Source organism: Oceanobacillus manasiensis (assembly GCF_000724085.1).
In the GTDB taxonomy this organism is placed as follows: Bacteria; Bacillota; Bacilli; order Bacillales; family Amphibacillaceae; genus Oceanobacillus_B; species Oceanobacillus_B manasiensis.
The window spans coordinates 127077-145137 of record NZ_CCDL010000001.1 but is presented as its reverse complement, the minus strand read 5'-3'; the positions used below and the strand labels follow the sequence as shown (position 1 = coordinate 145137).

21 protein-coding genes and 2 other annotated features are annotated in these 18061 nt (G+C 40.2%); of the genes, 10 read left to right on the top strand and 11 right to left on the bottom strand.

The window, feature by feature from the left end:
* Positions 1-72: 72 nt before the first annotated feature.
* From BN985_RS00845 to BN985_RS00830, 4 genes are read left to right on the top strand one after another with little or no spacing between them, the layout of a single operon-like run.
* Entirely contained in the window at positions 73-468 is a 396-nt protein-coding gene (locus BN985_RS00845) for a GntR family transcriptional regulator (protein WP_042220527.1), read from the top strand.
* Positions 461-1150, top strand: a complete 690-nt coding sequence (locus BN985_RS00840; RefSeq protein ID WP_042220526.1) for an ATP-binding cassette domain-containing protein — start codon at positions 461-463, stop codon at positions 1148-1150. The genes BN985_RS00845 and BN985_RS00840 overlap by 8 nt, the downstream gene beginning before the upstream one ends.
* Positions 1147-1980 carry a hypothetical protein gene (locus BN985_RS00835; RefSeq protein ID WP_042220525.1) on the top strand — a complete coding sequence of 278 codons (834 nt, stop codon included), beginning with the start codon at positions 1147-1149 and terminating at the stop codon, positions 1978-1980. Before BN985_RS00840 ends, BN985_RS00835 begins: the two co-directional genes overlap by 4 nt.
* A gap of 18 nt (positions 1981-1998) precedes the next feature.
* A complete protein-coding gene (locus BN985_RS00830) occupies positions 1999-3192 on the top strand; it encodes a hypothetical protein (RefSeq protein WP_042220523.1) in 1194 nt (397 codons plus the stop codon).
* Between the two features lie 33 nt (positions 3193-3225).
* Here the strand turns inward: BN985_RS00830 and BN985_RS00825 are convergent, their stop codons facing one another.
* Positions 3226-3552, bottom strand: coding sequence for a thioredoxin family protein (locus tag BN985_RS00825; protein WP_042220522.1), 327 nt, complete (start codon positions 3550-3552; stop codon positions 3226-3228).
* Between the two features lie 108 nt (positions 3553-3660).
* Here BN985_RS00825 and BN985_RS00820 point away from each other — a divergent pair, with 108 nt between their 5' ends.
* Positions 3661-3861 (top strand): hypothetical protein, encoded by a 201-nt coding sequence (locus BN985_RS00820; RefSeq protein ID WP_042220520.1) that lies wholly within the window; start codon positions 3661-3663, stop codon positions 3859-3861.
* A 97-nt stretch (positions 3862-3958) separates the two neighbouring features.
* Here the strand turns inward: BN985_RS00820 and BN985_RS00815 are convergent, their stop codons facing one another.
* Entirely contained in the window at positions 3959-4543 is a 585-nt protein-coding gene (locus BN985_RS00815; protein WP_042220519.1) for a CotY/CotZ family spore coat protein, read from the bottom strand.
* 426 nt (positions 4544-4969) lie between these two features.
* On the opposite strand from BN985_RS00815, the gene BN985_RS00810 reads away from it, so the two are divergent.
* From BN985_RS00810 to BN985_RS00800, 3 genes are all read left to right on the top strand, one after another.
* On the top strand, positions 4970-5761 hold the full coding sequence (locus BN985_RS00810; protein WP_042220518.1) for a hypothetical protein: 792 nt from the start codon (positions 4970-4972) through the stop codon (positions 5759-5761).
* Between the two features lie 196 nt (positions 5762-5957).
* Positions 5958-6818, top strand: coding sequence for an AraC family transcriptional regulator (locus tag BN985_RS00805; protein WP_042220517.1), 861 nt, complete (start codon positions 5958-5960; stop codon positions 6816-6818).
* A 69-nt stretch (positions 6819-6887) separates the two neighbouring features.
* Complete coding sequence (locus tag BN985_RS00800; RefSeq protein ID WP_042220516.1) at positions 6888-7082, top strand: SHOCT domain-containing protein; 195 nt, start codon at positions 6888-6890, stop codon at positions 7080-7082.
* A 394-nt stretch (positions 7083-7476) separates the two neighbouring features.
* Here the strand turns inward: BN985_RS00800 and trpA are convergent, their stop codons facing one another.
* Genes trpA through trpE form a run of 7 tightly spaced genes read right to left on the bottom strand, consistent with a single transcriptional unit; the run spans position 7477 to position 13861 of the window.
* Entirely contained in the window at positions 7477-8271 is a 795-nt protein-coding gene (gene trpA, locus BN985_RS00795; RefSeq protein WP_042220515.1) for a tryptophan synthase subunit alpha, read from the bottom strand.
* Positions 8272-9468, bottom strand: coding sequence for a tryptophan synthase subunit beta (trpB, locus tag BN985_RS00790; RefSeq protein ID WP_042220514.1), 1197 nt, complete (start codon positions 9466-9468; stop codon positions 8272-8274).
* Complete coding sequence (locus BN985_RS00785; RefSeq protein WP_042220513.1) at positions 9465-10079, bottom strand: phosphoribosylanthranilate isomerase; 615 nt, start codon at positions 10077-10079, stop codon at positions 9465-9467. The genes trpB and BN985_RS00785 overlap by 4 nt, the downstream gene beginning before the upstream one ends.
* Entirely contained in the window at positions 10069-10866 is a 798-nt protein-coding gene (gene trpC / locus BN985_RS00780) for an indole-3-glycerol phosphate synthase TrpC (RefSeq protein ID WP_042220512.1), read from the bottom strand. Before trpC ends, BN985_RS00785 begins: the two co-directional genes overlap by 11 nt.
* Positions 10863-11891: an anthranilate phosphoribosyltransferase gene (trpD, locus tag BN985_RS00775; RefSeq protein ID WP_042220511.1), complete on the bottom strand. Its 1029-nt coding sequence runs from the start codon at positions 11889-11891 to the stop codon at positions 10863-10865. Before trpD ends, trpC begins: the two co-directional genes overlap by 4 nt.
* Positions 11863-12474, bottom strand: a complete 612-nt coding sequence (locus tag BN985_RS00770) for an anthranilate synthase component II (protein WP_042220509.1) — start codon at positions 12472-12474, stop codon at positions 11863-11865. Before BN985_RS00770 ends, trpD begins: the two co-directional genes overlap by 29 nt.
* On the bottom strand, positions 12455-13861 hold the full coding sequence (trpE, locus tag BN985_RS00765) for an anthranilate synthase component I (RefSeq protein ID WP_042220508.1): 1407 nt from the start codon (positions 13859-13861) through the stop codon (positions 12455-12457). Before trpE ends, BN985_RS00770 begins: the two co-directional genes overlap by 20 nt.
* A gap of 78 nt (positions 13862-13939) precedes the next feature.
* Positions 13940-14206: a binding site (T-box leader), on the bottom strand.
* 32 nt (positions 14207-14238) lie between these two features.
* Positions 14239-14483 (bottom strand) — a binding site (T-box leader).
* Between the two features lie 147 nt (positions 14484-14630).
* On the opposite strand from trpE, the gene ddlA reads away from it, so the two are divergent.
* Positions 14631-15731 carry a D-alanine--D-alanine ligase gene (ddlA, locus tag BN985_RS00760; RefSeq protein ID WP_042220506.1) on the top strand — a complete coding sequence of 367 codons (1101 nt, stop codon included), beginning with the start codon at positions 14631-14633 and terminating at the stop codon, positions 15729-15731.
* 32 nt (positions 15732-15763) lie between these two features.
* On the opposite strand, the gene BN985_RS19545 is transcribed toward ddlA, so the two are convergent.
* Both BN985_RS19545 and BN985_RS00750 read right to left on the bottom strand, forming a co-directional pair.
* The gene (locus tag BN985_RS19545) at positions 15764-16090 is read right to left on the bottom strand and encodes a UPF0715 family protein (RefSeq protein ID WP_408634670.1); all 327 of its coding nucleotides are present in this window, start codon (positions 16088-16090) and stop codon (positions 15764-15766) included.
* A gap of 146 nt (positions 16091-16236) precedes the next feature.
* Positions 16237-16791: a nitroreductase family protein gene (locus tag BN985_RS00750; RefSeq protein WP_042220503.1), complete on the bottom strand. Its 555-nt coding sequence runs from the start codon at positions 16789-16791 to the stop codon at positions 16237-16239.
* 210 nt (positions 16792-17001) lie between these two features.
* On the opposite strand from BN985_RS00750, the gene BN985_RS00745 reads away from it, so the two are divergent.
* Positions 17002-18039 (top strand): PTS transporter subunit IIC, encoded by a 1038-nt coding sequence (locus BN985_RS00745; protein WP_042220501.1) that lies wholly within the window; start codon positions 17002-17004, stop codon positions 18037-18039.
* Positions 18040-18061: the final 22 nt, after the last annotated feature.

Below are 18061 nucleotides of genomic sequence, written 5' to 3'. Positions count from 1 at the left end.
TTGTCATCAGTGTATTAAGTGTGTAATACACATGAAAAAAGCGCAATGGAAAGCTGAATAGGAGCTGCTGCTATGAAAGTAAAGTTTAACAACAGAGATCCTGTTTACGTACAGGTTGTTCGCCATTTTAAGGAACAAATCGCAACAGGAATGCTTGAGCAAGGGCAAGAGGTTTCTTCAAGAAGAGAGTTGGCAAGCCAGTTGAAAATAAATCCAAATACCGTCCAACGGGCATTTAAGGAAATGGAGGAACAGGGATTGATCTACACGGAGAAAAATTCGCCAAGCAAAATTACGAAAGATGAGCAGGTGCTTCATCGTGTTAGAGAAGAACTTATCCTAGAAGCGGTGGATACATTTGTCACATCAGTACGTTCAATTAATGTGCCCGTGGATGAACTAGTGGAGCTAGTAAAGGAGAAGTATGCTGCTGATAGCAAGAAACAGGGAGGAAACATAGATGATTGAAGTAAAGGATATTAAAAAGAAATTTGGTAGAAGGCAAGTTTTGAAAGGCGTTTCCTTTACCGCAAATGAAGGGGAAATAACGTGTCTTATTGGGATCAATGGTGTGGGAAAAACCACTATATTGAATGCAATTATGGCTTTAACACCTGTTAACAGTGGAGAAATTCTCCTGGATGGTAAAAAGGTTACCAAAGAAAGCTTTGAAAAAATTACGTTCATTCCCGATGCTATCACAATGATTCCTCAAATGACGATCGCCGAATCTATGGAGTTTATGGATGATTATTATAACGCTTGGAATCAGAAACGTGCAGATGAATTATTAAAGTTTTTTAAACTAAAGAAAGAAGAAAAAATATCCAGCCTTTCGAAAGGGAATACAGCGAAAGTCAATCTACTGCTCGGTTTAGCGTTGGATGTTGATTATGTATTAATGGATGAGCCTTTCTCCGGAATAGATATTTTCAGCAGAGAGCAAATTGCGGATGTATTTACAAGTCACTTAATTGAAGGGCGTGGCGTTATTATTACCACACATGAAATTAGTGATATTGAACATCTAATTGATAAAGTAGTGCTCCTTGATGAAGGAGTAGTATTAAAAGAGTTTAACAGCGAGGAAGTTCGCGAGTCTGAAGGAAAGTCCGTTGTGGATGTGATGAGAGAGGTGTATAAAGCATGAGTAGCTTTCTAAAACTAACAAATTTTGAAATTGGTCGCTTTTTTAAATTATATGTTGTTTTAATTGGTATAACCATTCTATCCCAGCTGATTGGGCTTGTTGTCGTCTCTAATGGGTATATGGATGAAGCGAATAATGCCATATTCCAAGAAAATTTAACTGCCCAAGAGTATGTAAATACTTATGGTGAAATGAGTTTACTGAACCTTACGAGAACGCTCTGGTTTTTTGCACCAATTGCACTTGGAGTGATTGCCTTGCTCTTCAATATCTTCTTCGTCTGGTATAGAGATTGGTTTGGAAAGAATACCTTTATTTATCGGTTGCTAATGCTCCCGACAGCAAGAATAAATGTGTATTTATCGAAAGCTACTTCAATCGTTTTAATGGTGCTTGGTCTAGTTGCAATACAGGTTGCGTTGCTTCCTATACAAGGCATTCTTTTAAAATGGATGGTTGCAAAGGATTTTCGACTTGATTTAACACCTGCAGAGGTTGTTTTAGGGTTGCGTGAACTAATGATTATTTTGCCAAACGGCTTCATTGATTTTCTCCTCGCTTATGGAACGGGGATCATGGCAATTTTCATCGTTTTTACTGCCATACTTTTTGAGCGGAGCTTTCGTTTAAAGGGCATCCTTTTTGGTGGAATTTATATCGCGTTATCAGTTGGTATTTTTCTTTCACCGGTTATCGTGCAAAGTATCTTAAATGTAAGTTATCTATATCCAGCGGAATTACTAATATTGGAAATCATTTTAGGTGTGTGTGTATCAATCGCATCTATTTGGGTAGCAAATTACTTGCTGACAAAAAGCATTACGGTGTAGGGAAGGGTGAGGTATATAATGAAAAAATATTGGAAACTGTTATCCATTACAATTGTTATTGTGCTATCAATAAGCACTTTTTATATCCAGAAAGCAATAGCAAACGAGAAAACCTTGCAACTTGAGTTAGATACGATTAGTGGAGATGAGTCGGAAATCGAAGGTGTCGCACTCACTGGTTGGTATTATGGAAATTTCCTTCATGAAGGTTTTGCTATTACAGGAAAGAAGAACATTAAGTATGAGAGTGATAACTCTTTTGTAGAAAGCCTTCAGGGAGCTTCTAATCCAAAGTTCGACCAGTTAATTGAGGATCACCGAAGCTTTATGCGAGGGAAATACTCCGATTTGAGTTTGTTTTATGAGGATGAGGAGCTCCTTGCGTACGTAGATGTCGATTCAACATGGGGGCGGCAGAGTAGCTATGAAGATCATAGCTTTAAGATAGATGTTCTGGAAAAGGAAAGTGACGAACGTATAACCTTTGAACAAAAGGTACCAAATCATCAAGATTATCATTACATGCATGTTATTAACGTACAGGTTCAAGGTGGCCAATTAAGCGTCTTTACTAGAAATGATGTTAATTATGATGGGTCAGCAGATTTGAGAGTATATAACTTTGATATAGCCAGTGAGAAGCTTATAAATGAGAAAAGTATTGTATTAGTAGATGGACGGGATGAAAGTAAATGGGTTGATGGCTATCTAGTTTCTGCAGGAGAAGAAATACAGCAAACGGAAACTTTGGTGTATTCAAAAACTGAAATGCAAGAAACGCAGTCACAGAATGGGGAATACTATACTGAAGAAACATCTAGAGAGTATATTGCCTATAACCTTTCTACTATGAAAAAAAACGAACTAAGTATACCGAAAGAAATGTGGGAGGGTGCCTTAACTGAAACTGCATATGACAATATCATTTACTTTTTATATCAAACAGAAGAAGGATTCACGGTGAAAAGCTATAATATAGAAAACCAGCAAGAGGGTGAATTTAACGTTGAAATGCCTGGTTCCGAAATAGGTGTTGAATACACAATGCAGGCGAAGGATGACCGCTTGTATTTTGTAAAGGGAGGAGAAAACCTTACTATTATGGTAACGGACGCTTCTACAGGTGATACCCTTTATCATGGGAAGTATATAAATACGGAATCTGGTAAGGAAAACCACGAAATCTCACTAGGTTATCTTTTTATAAAATAATTGTAAGCAATATGGTTGAAAAGCGAGGAATCGCTATTCAACCATATTTTTATAAAGTTTATTCAGCCTCTCTTCGAATAAATCCATATGCACAATTCGGGCTTCGCGTAAATATTCTTTTCCTTTCACGAATACTAAAATAACAGGGACGGCGAATATACTGAAACGACCGGCAACTTCGGGTACTTCTGTGGATTCTATATGTGCTGTGTGAATACCAGGATAATTTTCTAGTAACGCTTCTATCTGTGGTAGTAAGCTATGGCAAACACTACAACCTTCTTTTGAGATGTATAGAAGTGTTAACTCTTGTGTATCTATAAATGCATCTATTTCTTCTAGTGATCGCAAGTTCTGCATCTTTTACCACCTCTTTATTATGGTTTTTAAATCGTATACCCTTTTATGAATGTTTACAAGTTTCTAATCTGAGGAACAGAATAGAAAAAGGAAATAGGGGTGAGTAAGATGGATAATAAAGAAAAGCGTTCACCTGAAAATGAAGTAAAGAATCGTAAATCAGAAAAACGAACAGAGCTTGATTCTTTTGAAGAGCAAAAGTTTGTTGATGATATACCAATGGATGATTTAAACAAAGAGATGAAGGAAGAAAAGGAAAAAACGAAATCAAAGAATTCCTCGCAAAGTGAGAAAAGAAATGTTAATTAAGCCTATTAAATAGGCCTAATTGGTATAAAGATGTCTTAATAGTCAAGCGGGTATGAATCCAAATAATGGAATTCGTAACCGCTTGGCTATTTTTGTTTTAGTATTCCATATGATGATGGTTTTGCGGTTGCTCTTCTGCAAAGAACTCCTCATGAGGTATTGGTGTAATGGCATCTAAACACGTTATGCCTAGAAATTTTTTTAAATCAAGTGTGAGACAAAGACCTGTTGCCAGGAAGTCTGTTACTGGATCATCCTCTGGGAAGTATGCACTCACCCGATGTTTATCTTTTGAATAGGGCTGGATCTCGCAACCATTCGCTATCGGAAGTAGTAATTCTACCTTTACACAGCAATTACTCCCATTTGTGAAGTTCTTAGCGCGTAATATAGGAGATTCAATGCAGCCGAAAAAGGTATCCCTTCTATGATGAGGTGCTTGGAAAATCCCACTCCCTACAAAAGGACTGCCATCATCTTTTGTATATAAAATAAAGGGAATGGTCGAGTATTGTGGGTCTATACCGTCGCCCTTCTTAAGCTGGCGAATAGAATAATTCCAACCTTCCTCTTGAACCTCCTTCTGAGCCTTAACAATGTTCTGTATGGTATCACAAACACAATCCTTAGAATCATTATGATCTTTAAATTGAAACATATCACTGTTTCTATAAAAGCCCATTTAATCACTCCTTCTGCTATTAAGGTCAGTAATTAATGTATGTTTTTACCCCGTTTTAGCCTGTTTACTCGTCCATTTTCTAGCAAAATTGAGTACATAGTCTATAAGAATATTATTTTGTGTGGATAACCTGGGGGATTCGCAGAGCCACGTTATGTTTACTGGCATAAACATAATATAAATCGATACAGGCCTGTAGAAGATTTGCCCATGAAAATTACCCCTAGATAGGAACCTAGAAGGCTGGCTGATCACCAGCTTTTTATTTCTTTTTATGCTTATATTCTATTAAAAATACGCATATGTACAGGTACATCTATCTATTCAAAAATTAATAACGGACATATATATATAAGCGTAAGGAAGTTTTCCACAGAAATTAGTAGGCAGAAAGCTTCTATAAAATATACAAAGGGAGGATTATTAATGTATAAAAGAAACAACTTTTATAATGCATATAATGACAATCAACATGATCATCACAGGCATGATGATCGAGACCTAGCACCAAGCAGCAGCTGTGACAGATGCCATAGCGATCATTGTAGCTGTCATGAAAGACCACGTTCGCAAGGTGCTTTAGTGGAGAAAGTTATTTGTTCGAAGGATGCTCATAAGTCAGTGGAATTTGCATTGCCAGTAGCTGTAGGACCGTTTGGTTTTGGAGATGGATTACTAGGTCTAATCTTAGCAATTTTAGGAAGTATTCTGCAAGATGGAACAAACATTACCGTAACTCCAGACTATAACAATATTAAGCAGGAAACAACAGTCTTAAAGGATACGGTTATTAACTTTGGGTATGTACCAGCAGAACTTAATATCTCCATAGCACCGTTAATAGATTTAGGGGTTCTGAGTATCCCAATCCGTATATTCTTCCAAGAGCACACACACTGTCCAGGTGCCCGACCTGGTGATCTTGTTTTTGAAACGGATCCTGTTGTGGAAGCGCAACTTTTACAACCATTAATCGGTTCTGATGATGGTTCAGTAGTCTTTAACTTACTTCTTTTCAAAGCAATCTTCCGTACACACATTACGGTTGTTCGTCAAGGTATTGAAAGAGATGGTAAATTCTGTGATTTGGATAACCGCGACAAGCATAGAAACGGACCAATCCCAATTAATTCTCCACAAAGCACTAGGGGTGCTGGTTTGCCAACCCCGAATGGAGCAGGAGGCGGCGGTGGAGTTGTCCCACCACCAGCCCCATAGGGAACCAAACCAATAGCAACACAACCTTATAGCAATTTCCACATCAGCTCCGAAGCAATAAGCTTCGGAGTTTTTGCGCTTTTAAAATGGAGTAAATGCTATAATGATTAATAGAAATCTGTCCGGAATGAGCAATGAATAACCAGATAACACTTGATACACATGCTAATTTGATATTAGAAAGGGGAGGTAGGGAATGGAAGCTTTAAATCGTATGGCCGAAAGTCTAATGTACATGGAAGATAGGCTAGGTACTGACCTAAACGTGGAAGATGTTGCTAAAATTGCCTGTATGTCCAAGTTTCATTATCAACGAATGTTTACAATGTTAACGGGATTTACAGTAGCGGAATACATCCGAAAGAGACGGTTAACGTTAGCGGCTCAAGAGCTGCTTCATTCTAATACAAAAGTAATTGATGTAGCATTAAAGTATGGGTATGAAACTCCAGAGTCATTCTCTAAAGCATTTCGCAAGGTACACGGCCTAAGTCCTTCATCTGTTCGTAAGCATGATCGGCAATTAAAAGCCTTTCCTAAACTCTCCTTTCAAATTCAATTAAAGGGTGATGAAGAAATGGATTACAGAATTGTGGAGAAAGAGGCTTTTTCAGTAATAGGAAAGAGTATCAAGACATCTCTAGTCGATGGTCAAAATAAAATAGACGTTCCGGCATTCTGGGAGGAGTCTCTAAATAATGGTTTGGATGACAAATTAGCAGTATACGCTGGAGAAATGGGGGTTATGGGTATTTGTATGGAATTTGATAAGGAACAGGAGCAGGTCCGTTATTTTATCGGTGCCGAGAAACCAAACAAGGGAGTGCCGGAGACATGGGAAGAAGGTTTAATTCCGGCAGCTACGTGGGCAGTGTTCCCTGTGAATGGGCCAATGCCAGGAGCGATCCAACGTGTGTGGGAGAGAATTTTCTCGGAGTGGTTTCCATCAACTGGATACGAACATGCTGGAGGACCGGAAATAGAGGCATATACAAATGGGGACCCATATCATGAGAATTATTATAGCGAAATTTGGATCCCGATTGTAAAAAACTAATTTGCATCTTTGAAAATGCGTAATATATGCCAAAACAGGGCAATGTAGTAAGTGAGAAGGAGTGATTTTATGCTCGGTTATTTTACAGAACCTTATGTTCGCATAACCCTTACTATTATTGTCCTTGTAGTTATTTTTGTAATTCTTAGCCGTAACAAGAAAAGGAAAGCTACGGATTCGCTTGATATGATGAAGAGGCGCTATGAAGATGGAGAGCTTACCAAGCAAGAATATGAAGAAGCATTAAGGAGACGCGGTAAATAAGTTTATGTTATGAAGTGCAAAAGAATAAAGAGATCCAGTAAAAATGCACGTCATGCGGATATGACGTGCAAAAAGAGCAAGAGATCCAGCAAAAATGCACGTCATGCAGACTATGACGTGCAAAAGAATAAAGAGATCCAGTAAAAATGCACGTCATGCGGGCTATGACGTGCAAAAAGAGCAAGAGATCCAGCAAAAATGCACGTCATGCAGACTATGACGTGCAAAAGAATAAAGAGATCCAGTAAAAATGCACGTCATATAAGGTTCAAACAAGCTTTTGGCATCTTAATATCTTTAAAGTTTGTGAACACATAATCATCACAATTTTTCCGTAGTACCATTAGCTTTCACCTAACATAAAGGCCCGCATTAACAGCGTTTTGTAACCATTTTAATTTCTAATCGTTACTGGGTGTATACTGTCTACAATCAGTTGTTGTATACCTTCGATGTCCCCTCGATGAAAGAGGTCAACAATCGTACTACCAACAATAACGCCATCACAATAGCTGCTTAATGTTTGTGCCTGCTCAGCAGTGGAAACGCCAAACCCAGCTAGGACAGGTACTGAACTGTAGGATTTAAGCATCTCCAAATAAGCTCTCACTTCTTCGACATATGCTTCACGGGCTCCAGTTGTGCCAGTGACCGATACAGCATACAGGAAGCCCTCTGATCTCTTTGCAATTTCTTTTAGTCTATCTTCTTTACTTGTGAGGGCTGCCAGTCTAATAAAGGCCAAGGAGGATTCGTAGAAAGCATCTGCAATGAACTTCTCTTCCTCTATTGGAATATCTGGTACAATTACACCATCAACCCCAGCCTCGGCACAATCTTGGGCAAAGGATGCTATACCATAACGGTAAATGGGGTTTATATATGTCATTAAGATGATGGGGACATTTCGTTCTTCTTTACTAATCTGTAATACTTGCAGAACATTAGCAATGGTAGTACCGTTTTCCAATGCTCGTAATCCTGCAGCTTGAATAGTCGGTCCGTCGGCCACGGGATCGGAAAAAGGAATTCCTATTTCAATTGCCGCTGCTCCGCAATTTTGTAGAAAAAGAATCCGCTCATTTAATACGTCCAGACCACCATCTCCAGCCATGATATATGGTACGAAAAGGTTCTCCCCATTAGATTGCTTTTGGTTAAAATAGCTCTCCAGCTTTGCTTTTCCCATTTAGTTTACCTCCAATGTGTTTTTTACCTGCTCCACATCTTTATCGCCACGTCCGGAAAGGCAGATGACCAGCTTTTCCTGTGGACTCATTTCTGCAGCGAGCTTTAGGGCGTAAGCTACAGCATGCGCGCTTTCGAGTGCTGGAATAATTCCTTCAGTTTTTGATAAAATCTGAAACGCTTCTAGTGCCTCTTCATCAGTGATCGAAGTATAGTTCACTCGTTTTGTTTCATTTAAATGGCTATGCTCTGGCCCCACCCCGGGATAATCAAGACCAGCAGATATGGAAAATGCTTCTTCAATTTGCCCATGGTCATCCTGAAGCAAATGTGTCATCGTACCATGAAGAATACCGACACTTCCGCTTGATAGGGTGGCAGCGTGTTGTTTTGTTTCAAGCCCAGCACCCCCAGCCTCAACGCCATAAAGCTTCACGTCATCCTCCTCGACAAATGGGTAAAACATACCCATCGCATTGCTTCCACCGCCTACACAGGCAATCACTGCATCAGGTAGGGAGCCTGTTTGTTCTACTATTTGTTGTTTGGTTTCATTGCCAATAACAGACTGTAAATCACGTACGATTTGTGGAAAAGGGTGTGGTCCCACAACGGAACCGAGGATATAGTGAGTATCTTCCACATTATTTACCCAGTAGCGCAATGCTTCGTTTACAGCATCCTTTAAGGTACCGCTTCCCTGTGAGACACTGCGAACTTCAGCGCCAAGCAATTCCATTCGAAACACGTTTAGTTTTTGTCTGCGAATATCTTCTTCTCCCATAAACACAATGCAATCAAGGTCTAGGAGGGCGCAAACCGTAGCGGTAGCAACCCCGTGCTGACCGGCACCTGTTTCGGCTACAACCTTTCGTTTCCCCATTCGTTTTGTCAGTAGCGCCTGACCGATAGTATTATTAATCTTATGGGCACCAGTATGATTCAGGTCCTCACGTTTTAAATAAATCTGTGGACCTGCCAGCTTCCGAGTTAAATGTTCAGCAAAATATAGAGGGGTTTCCCTGCCAATGTATTGCTTTAAGTAATAATCTAAGCTTTCTCGGAATGCTGGATCCTGTTTTGCCTCCTCATAGACAGCTTCTAATTCAAGTAGTGCAGGCATGAGTAGTTCTGGTACAAACCTTCCACCAAAGTTCCCGTATCTTCCCTTTTCATCTGGCATCGTATAGGTTGTCATTTGATCGCTTCCTTTCGCTTTGCATTTATAATAAATTCCTGTATCTTTTTACTGTTTTTTTCGCCTAACGTTTCTACACCACTTGATACATCAACGCCAAGTGGGTTAGCCACTTGTATTGCCTGGCCCACATTCTCTGGTGTCAGTCCACCTGCAAGAATAAATTTAGAAGGCTTAAACGTTAATTCCTCTATTATCCTCCAGTCGAACGTTTTGCCATTTCCACCATGGTATTTACCAACAGGACTGTCTAGTAAATAATAATCACAAGGATAATCTTTCATCTCCTCCGCGTTGCTACCTCCTACAGAAAAAGCTTTAATCACCGGGGAAGATAGTTCTCTAGCAAGAGAAGCTGGTTCATCTCCATGAAGTTGAATATAGTCAAGGTTTACCTCTTCAGCTATCTGCTCCATCACCTCTTTTGTTTCATTTACAAACACACCAACCTTTTTAACAGAAGGGGGGAGGTGGCTCCCAATCAAGGCAGCGTCTTTGGGGCTAATTTTCCTTTTGCTATCGGCGAACACAAAACCAATAAAGTCTGCTCCAGCTTCTACTGCAACCTTTGCAGCATGTACTGTCTGAATTCCACAAACTTTAACGAGCATTTTCTTTACTCTCTTCTATTGGTTTAGGGACTCGTAAGGATTGGAATGTCGCTACCAGATCTTCGGAACGCATTAATGTCTCCCCGACAAGAATGGCTTGAGCTCCAGCTTTTGCGGCCACCTTCGCATCTGAAGTCGACTTCATCCCACTTTCGCTTACTAAAAAGGAACCTGGCTTGGCAAGTTTGGCTAAATGTTCTGTTGTGTGAAGATCTACTTCAAAGGTTTTCAAATTTCGATTGTTAATTCCGATTAAATCAGGTTTCAGTTTGTTTGCTATTTCCATTTCCTTTTCATCATGTACCTCACAGAGCACTTCAAGATCCCGCTCTTTTGCGTAGTTAAAAAGGGCATTTAGTTTTTTCTCATTTAGTGCTGCTACGATAAGCAAAATGATTGTCGCCCCGGCTGCTTTTGCCTGGTCTATTTGGACAGGATCAATAATGAAATCCTTACACAGAATAGGGAGGTTCACAGCATTGCTTACTGCCTGAAGATCTTCTATAGAGCCATTGAAAAATGTCTTGTCAGTCAGAACGGATATAGCCGAGGCACCATTTGCTTCATATTGTTTTGCCTGTACAACAGGATCGACTGTTGCGGAAATTTCCCCTTTCGATGGGGAGGAACGTTTTATTTCTGCAATAATCCCAAGGCGGTCAGAAGTAAGGAGTGCTTTGCTTAGTGGTGTCACCTGCCTTGTGGAAGGTACTTGATCAAACGTTTGATTTAACAATATAGCTACTTCTTTTTCTTTTTGCGCTATGATTTTTTCTAAAATTGTCATGAGACCACCCCGCTTGTAAGTTTTTTGCTGTAGTAAACCAAATTTTCCAGACAGTATAGTGCTGCCCCTGATTGAACACTTTCTCTTGCTAGCTCAACAGATTCGTGAATCGTGTTAGCAGCTCCATTTGCATAAATTCCTAAACCGGCATTTAATATAACCGTATCCAGATAAGGGCCAGGCTCTCCATTTAAAACACGTTTGGTTATTTCTGCATTATCAGCAGCACTACCACCTTGGATTCTTTCGTTTGGAACAACCGGAAGCCCAACCTCCTCTGGGTGAAGGGTGAAAGGGGTAATGCTCCCGTTTTCCAAGAGGACTAGATGGTTTTCACCAGCAAGAGATGCTTCATCCATAAAGCCGGCACCGTTTATAACAAGCGCTCTGCGACGCCCGAGTTGGTTCAAAGCTTCTGCCAACATGGGAAGCATATCCCTTCGATAGACACCGAGTAACTGTGAGTCAAGCTGAACAGGGTTTGTTAGTGGGCCAATCACATTAAATACAGTCGGAAGGCCAAGATCTTTACGAACTTTCATAAAAGGCTTTAATCCCGCGTGTACATGTGGTGCAAAGAGGAAAGCAATATTGTTTTGGGCAAGCATTTCTTCTACATGCTCTTTGGAAAAGGAGAGTGAAACTCCTAAATGTTCCAATACATCAGCACTACCTGTCTTGCTTGAAATGCTTCGGTTCCCATGCTTGGCGACAGGGATGCCGGCACCAGCAATAACAAATGCTGCCGTTGTACTAATGTTAAAACTGTTGGATTGGTCACCGCCTGTGCCACAATTATCCATAACATTCGCTATACGGGTTCCGTGAAATGTTGAGTGGCTACGAATCACTTCAGCCATGCCAGCTATTTCTTCCGGCGTTTCACCTTTAACTCGTAACGCTGTAAGAAAGGAAGCAATCTCAGCATCCGTTACATTTCCGTTTATACATGAATTCATAAGAATCTGAATCTCATCTGTCGCTAAATTTTCTTGGTTAATTAGTTTCTCTAGAAATTTCTTCATAATAAGACTCCTTTCTTATTTCCTCTAAAAAATTGCGGATGATTTTTCTTCCTTCTGTAGTGCCAATCGATTCTGGGTGGAATTGCACACCATATAAGGGGAGGGTGTTATGTTGGATTGCCATAACTTCTCCATCCTCCAAGGATTCTGCCGTGACTTGCAATGAATGAGGTAATGTCTCCTTCTCCACCACATAAGAGTGATAGCGCATGACTTCAAGTGGCTGACTTAGATAACGAAACAGCCCGGATGATCTGTGTGTGATAAGCGACGTTTTGCCATGCTTTAGTTGTTTGGCCTGTCTTAAAGTGCCACCAAGTGCTTCTACAATTACCTGGTGGCCTAAGCAAATACCTAGAATCGGAATCGTTCGGTGAAAATGGGAAACAAGTTCAAGGCAGATGCCCGATTCTGCCGGGAGGCCAGGCCCAGGGGAAATAATAATCGCCTCAGGTTCCAAACGCTCTACTTCTCGAATCGTTATTTCATCATTACGAACCACTACCACTTCTTTGGCCTCTTGGGAAACATATTGATAAACGTTGTACGTAAAAGAATCATAGTTATCCAGTAACAAGATCAATGTTGGCCACCTCCATGAGTGATTTTGCTTTATTTAATGTTTCTGCAAACTCGTTTTCTGGTATGGAATCATGCACAATCCCTGCACCTGTTTGCAAAGAAGCTATCCCATCCTTTACCACAAGGGACCTGATGGCAAGTGCAATGTTGATGTCCTTGTTAAAGCCGATATAGCCAACCCCACCTGCATAAACCCCGCGTTTCGTTTCCTCTAATTGGTTTATAATCTGCATGGCACGGATTTTAGGTGCTCCAGAAACGGTGCCTGCTGGTAAACAAGAGATAAGGGCGTCGATACTGGATAATCCCTGCTTTAATGTGCCTTTAACTTCTGAAACAATATGCATGACATGCTGGTATTTTTCGACCTTCATAAAGGTAGGGAGTGTGATACTGCCTATTTCGCAAACACGTCCTAAGTCGTTTCGTCCGAGATCAAGAAGCATCCGATGTTCTGCAATTTCCTTTTCGTCATCCAGCAGGTCCTCCATCAACTCCTGATCTTTTTCTTCTGTTGTTCCTCTTGGTCTTGTACCTGCTATCGGGTTTGTCAGGATGTCATTTCCTCTTGTTTGAATTAAACTTTCTGGTGAAGCGCCTAGCAGAACGTAATTGGTAAAGTCGATATAAAACATATAGGGTGATGGATTTGCTTTACGCAACTTACGGTAAAAGGAAAAGGGTTCGCCATCCATCGTTGCGTTCATGCGCTGGGACAAAACTACTTGGAAGATGTCACCTCGCTCAATATGCTGTTTGGCGACTCTAACCTTTTCTTCAAAATTAGCCTGTGAGATTTCTGGTTGAAAGTTGATAGTCTGTTGATCTATCTCCGGGTCTTGAAAAGGCAAACTTAAACGTTCCCTTAAGTCTTCAAGCCTTGCATTCAACACGTACTCGGATTCCTGGTCTGGATTCATGGCGATCAAATAGATCTCTTCATTTCGATGGTCGAATGCGATGATCGTTTTATAGAGCATGAGATGAATGTCCGGCATCTCTAGTTCATCCATTGGCGCTTCTCCTATCGATTCAAACTGGCGGATCGCATCATACGCGATGTAACCAATCGCTCCACCTTGAAAGGGGACAGGCAGGCTTGCTTCCAGGTGAGGAAGGTTTTCCTTCAAATATGTGAGTGCTTCCTGAACAACTTCCTCATCAGGGTGTCCTTCTTCTTTTACCACTGTGACATTGTTATGACCGAGGACCTCTTTATAAGGACTGCAGGCAATGTAGGAATACCGTCCCTTCGTTTCATGTTTGAAGGAGCTTTCCAAAAGCATCTTCTTTGTCCCATGTAGTCGTTGAAAAATAGAAATAGGTGTATGAGTATCAGCATTTATTTTTAAAAACGTATAGTTGGCATGCTTTCCGTTCTTTCTCATTGTCATCATCTCCTTAGATTGGCATTTTTTATGTGAATTCATAAAAAAATCCCCTATAAACGCAGAAATACTGCGTTTATAGAGGACGATTGTGACCGCGGTGCCACCTCTGTTGAAAAGAAAAGACTTTCTCTCTTTTCATCTTGTTCAGATACGGAAACCCAAATGAAGGGATCGATATCCTATCCGTGTAACGGCGGAACTCCGTGTTTTCCTACTAATGAAATCAAGTTCAGAAAACCTCTTGTAAGTCCATTCAGTATACTTATTCGTGCTGGATCCCACCTATCCCAGCTCTCTGAAACGACTTCAGTATAACTACTTCTCTTACATAAACGATTTATATATTCTATTCCAAACAAAAAGGCCCCGCATCCGAAAAGGACGAGGGACCGTGGTACCACCTTTATTAGCTGAAAAACAGCTCACTTTAGCAACATCGGGCACATGCCCAATATTCGTCTCGTGTAACGATGAGACCTGTTCGCCAAAGCCTACTGCATACTGGTTCGGTTTGGAAGCTCAGAAGCCCATTCACCTAAATGTCCACACTGATTCTCACCGACCATCAGCTCTCTGCAAGTGTTCAAACTAGGTTACTATTCTTCTTCAACGCTCATTAGATTAAGTTGATTGAAAATAATGATAAAAGAAACGGGATTAAAAGTCAAGGTGTTTTTTGTGAAAGTTTTTCGGATATAGTTTCTAGTTCTCCCAAGCCTTCTTGTGGTATGGTAAAAATATATCGGAATGGAAGGATGTTAGATTGATGGAAAAGAAGAAGATTGGAATTGTTTTCGGAGGGAAATCAGCAGAGCATGAAGTATCCTTGCAATCTGCTAAAAATATAGTAGATGCCATTAATAAAGAACTATTTGAAGTCGTTCTTATTGGTATAGATAAAGAAGGACAATGGCATTTAAATGATGCGTCATCATACTTATTGAATGAAGAAAATCCTAAATTAATAGAGTTAAATAAATCAAACGCCTCTGTTGCGGTAGTTCCTGGGAAAGGGAGTGACCAGCTGGTAAAAGCAGGTGATGCCACTCCGCTAGAACAGCTTGATGTAATTTTCCCGATTGTACATGGTACGTTAGGTGAGGATGGTAGTTTGCAAGGAATGCTAAGAATGGCCAATCTTCCTTATGTTGGACCAAATGTATTGTCATCAGCAATTTGTATGGATAAGGCTATTGCGAAGGTAGTACTGAAGGATGCTGGGATAGAGGTTGCCAAAGGATTTTCTTACACACGGGCTAACAAGGATAGCATCTCCTTTGAAAAGATAAAAGAAGCGTTAGGTACTCCACTTTTTATTAAACCGGCAAACCAGGGGTCTTCTGTTGGGGTTACAAAGGCTACTACGAAAGAGGAATTTATATCTGGAGTAGAAGCGGCTTTTCAATACGACCACAAAATTGTCATTGAAGAAATGATTCTCGGCCGTGAAATTGAATGTGCCGTGTTAGGAAATGCAGCACCGAAGGCTTCAGAGCTTGGTGAAATACTACCACAAAGTGATTTTTATTCGTATGAATCGAAGTATATTGATGAAAAGGGGGCGGAACTCTCTATTCCGGCAAAGCTTGATGAAGAAATTGCTTCAGATATAAAATATACAGCAATTCAAGCATTTCAAGCATTACAGTGTGAAGGGTTGGCTAGAGTAGACTTCTTCTTAACCGCCGAAGGTAGAATTGTCGTAAATGAAGTGAACACCTTACCAGGATTTACGAAGATTAGTATGTATCCTAAACTATGGGAAATAAGTGGTCTTGCATATACTGACCTTATTACAGAGCTAATTGAACTAGCTATCGAACGCTATGAAGAAGACCAGCAGTTAAAAAGTACGGTTTGGGAATAGACAAAATAGAGGTAAAATAGAATGCTTCTTTCTCAAAGCTTCTTATACTGTAAAATGAGAGAGTCTAACAACCAAAAAACAAAAGCATGAAAAGAAGATAACAAAAACGCTGAAGCAAAATCAGGATTATCATGTATTAAGAATAATATTGCTGTTACGAGGAAAGCGGCTGAAAAGTAAATAAGAAGATGGTTAATAGAAAAACGTTTAGGTCTTTTTCTTAACCATACCTGGACAGGGACAGCAAAAACTAGAAAGCAAAAGAAGTAAATAATAGAAACAGTTATAAATCCAATAAAACTAAAATAAGGATACAAAACTATAAAATAAAATAAACTTGCTAATATGGAAGTTCCCATTAAGCAAATAAACACAAGAACAATCAATTTGCACACCACCAGTAAGACCAGAAATAAATAAACGGCACCAATGAGGAAGGGTTGTCCCCCTTAACGTTGGTGCCATTTTATTATGAATGTCTTTAATACGCATATGAAGTTATCGCTTAAAAACGAGTGAATTTTTGTGTAACTGGCTGACGTTCTTTTAATGCAGGATGTTCATCAAAATACCCTAAATGAATAAATCCAACAATCTTTTCTTCGTCGCCTACGTTTAGAATTTCTTTAACTTTCGGATCATAAATATGTGGGTTGGTTTTCCACACGGCACCAAGTTGTCTCTCCCATGCAAGCAACCAGAAGTTTTGAATCATGGAAGCTACTGCACCGTAATTTTCCTCCCATTGCTTTGGGATTTCAGGTTCATCCATTACCACAACAAGGATAGCATTTGGCTCGTTAAGGTAATCTTCACGATTTTGCTGGCGTTCCTCTGGGTAGGTAGAAGCGACTTTTTTTGCGAAGGATCCTAGTCGTTCAGGACCGACAAAGATAAAACGCCATGGTTGACGCATGCCGTGAGTTGGTGCCCACACAGCATCCTCAAGCAAATCCAAAATAACTTCTTCTGTTACTGCCTTATCATTATAGCCTTTTTTTACTGACCGACGCTCCCGGATAGCTTTTGCCAGGGCAGACTTTTTATCTGTTGAGTTCATTTTATGCCTCCTGATTTTGTATGTCCGTAATTGATAATAGTTTTCATTTAATTGTATCGGAATAAATAAGGAAAAGCAACACTCCTCCTTTTTTTATGAGAGCTAAAAAAAGTCTTGATAAATAGTTGACTCCCCGTAATAATAAAAGAAGAGAAAGGGCTTTCTATTTATGTAAATGTGATATTATTCACAAGGAAGGGGAGTGAAATAATGAAAGCTTTTTTAACTAGAAAAGGGGTCACACTATCCGTTAAAGAATATCTTCTTACTGCTTTAAGTTACATGGCATTAGGATTGTTCTCCTCTTTAATTATTGGCCTCATTATAAAAACGGTTGGTGAGGAACTTATAAGTGGGTTATTGCCAGGGGTAGGAGCCTCCATGGCAGAAATGGGCACCTTTGCAATGGATACCAAGATAATGGGTGGTGCAATAGGGGTCGCAATTGCTTATGGACTAAAAGCTCCACCGCTTGTATTGTTTTCTGTACTGTTTGCCGGGGCTTATGGAGCAGAATTAGGTGGTCCAGCTGGGAGTTATGTAACGGCATTACTGGCAACTGAATTTGGTAAGATCGTTTATAAGGAAATGAAGGTTGATATCATCGTGACGCCATTCGTAACCATTGTTGCTGGCTTTCTGGTTGGCTCCTTTATCGGACCACCAATACATACATTTATGGTCGGATTTGGTGATATCATCAATTGGTCAACCACACAACAGCCGTTTATCATGGGAATATTAGTAGCGGTTCTGATGGGGTTTGCACTAACAGCTCCCATATCTTCTGCAGCAATTGCCATTATGCTATCCTTGGACGGACTGGCAGCAGGTGCTGCAACAATTGGTTGTGCTGCACATATGATTGGCTTTGCAACTGCGAGCTATAGAGAAAATGGTTTTGGTGGGTTTATCGCACAAGGAGTTGGTACTTCAATGCTACAGGTGGCTAACATTATTAAAAAGCCCATCATTTTACTTCCACCTACCATTACAGCAGTGATTCTAGCACCTATTGCTACAGTGTGGCTGCAATTAACTAATAATGCTTCGGGGGCTGGCATGGGTACAAGCGGTTTGGTCGGGCAAATTATGACCTTTGAGTCGATGGGTTTTTCTACAGAGATTTTTTGGAGTGTTCTTCTGTTACATTTCATTGCACCGGCGCTTATTAGTCTAATTATTTCAGAAACGCTTCGCCGGAAAGGCTGGATAAAGACTGGGGATATGAAAATTACTTACGAATAGTCGTAACTAAAAAATATCTTAA

Bases quoted from the DNA above. Each gene is read 5' to 3' on its own strand.
- BN985_RS00845 (WP_042220527.1), top strand. From the start codon at position 73: ATGAAAGTAAAGTTTAACAACAGAGATCCTGTTTACGTACAGGTTGTT.
- BN985_RS00840 (WP_042220526.1), top strand. From the start codon at position 461: ATGATTGAAGTAAAGGATATTAAAAAGAAATTTGGTAGAAGGCAAGTT.
- BN985_RS00835 (WP_042220525.1), top strand. From the start codon at position 1,147: ATGAGTAGCTTTCTAAAACTAACAAATTTTGAAATTGGTCGCTTTTTT.
- BN985_RS00830 (WP_042220523.1), top strand. From the start codon at position 1,999: ATGAAAAAATATTGGAAACTGTTATCCATTACAATTGTTATTGTGCTA.
- BN985_RS00825 (WP_042220522.1), bottom strand. From the start codon at position 3,552: ATGCAGAACTTGCGATCACTAGAAGAAATAGATGCATTTATAGATACA.
- BN985_RS00820 (WP_042220520.1), top strand. From the start codon at position 3,661: ATGGATAATAAAGAAAAGCGTTCACCTGAAAATGAAGTAAAGAATCGT.
- BN985_RS00815 (WP_042220519.1), bottom strand. From the start codon at position 4,543: ATGGGCTTTTATAGAAACAGTGATATGTTTCAATTTAAAGATCATAAT.
- BN985_RS00810 (WP_042220518.1), top strand. From the start codon at position 4,970: ATGTATAAAAGAAACAACTTTTATAATGCATATAATGACAATCAACAT.
- BN985_RS00805 (WP_042220517.1), top strand. From the start codon at position 5,958: ATGGAAGCTTTAAATCGTATGGCCGAAAGTCTAATGTACATGGAAGAT.
- BN985_RS00800 (WP_042220516.1), top strand. From the start codon at position 6,888: ATGCTCGGTTATTTTACAGAACCTTATGTTCGCATAACCCTTACTATT.
- trpA (WP_042220515.1), bottom strand. From the start codon at position 8,271: ATGGGAAAAGCAAAGCTGGAGAGCTATTTTAACCAAAAGCAATCTAAT.
- trpB (WP_042220514.1), bottom strand. From the start codon at position 9,468: ATGACAACCTATACGATGCCAGATGAAAAGGGAAGATACGGGAACTTT.
- BN985_RS00785 (WP_042220513.1), bottom strand. From the start codon at position 10,079: ATGCTCGTTAAAGTTTGTGGAATTCAGACAGTACATGCTGCAAAGGTT.
- trpC (WP_042220512.1), bottom strand. From the start codon at position 10,866: ATGACAATTTTAGAAAAAATCATAGCGCAAAAAGAAAAAGAAGTAGCT.
- trpD (WP_042220511.1), bottom strand. From the start codon at position 11,891: ATGAAGAAATTTCTAGAGAAACTAATTAACCAAGAAAATTTAGCGACA.
- trpE (WP_042220508.1), bottom strand. From the start codon at position 13,861: ATGAGAAAGAACGGAAAGCATGCCAACTATACGTTTTTAAAAATAAAT.
- ddlA (WP_042220506.1), top strand. From the start codon at position 14,631: ATGGAAAAGAAGAAGATTGGAATTGTTTTCGGAGGGAAATCAGCAGAG.
- BN985_RS19545 (WP_408634670.1), bottom strand. From the start codon at position 16,090: ATGGGAACTTCCATATTAGCAAGTTTATTTTATTTTATAGTTTTGTAT.
- BN985_RS00750 (WP_042220503.1), bottom strand. From the start codon at position 16,791: ATGAACTCAACAGATAAAAAGTCTGCCCTGGCAAAAGCTATCCGGGAG.
- BN985_RS00745 (WP_042220501.1), top strand. From the start codon at position 17,002: ATGAAAGCTTTTTTAACTAGAAAAGGGGTCACACTATCCGTTAAAGAA.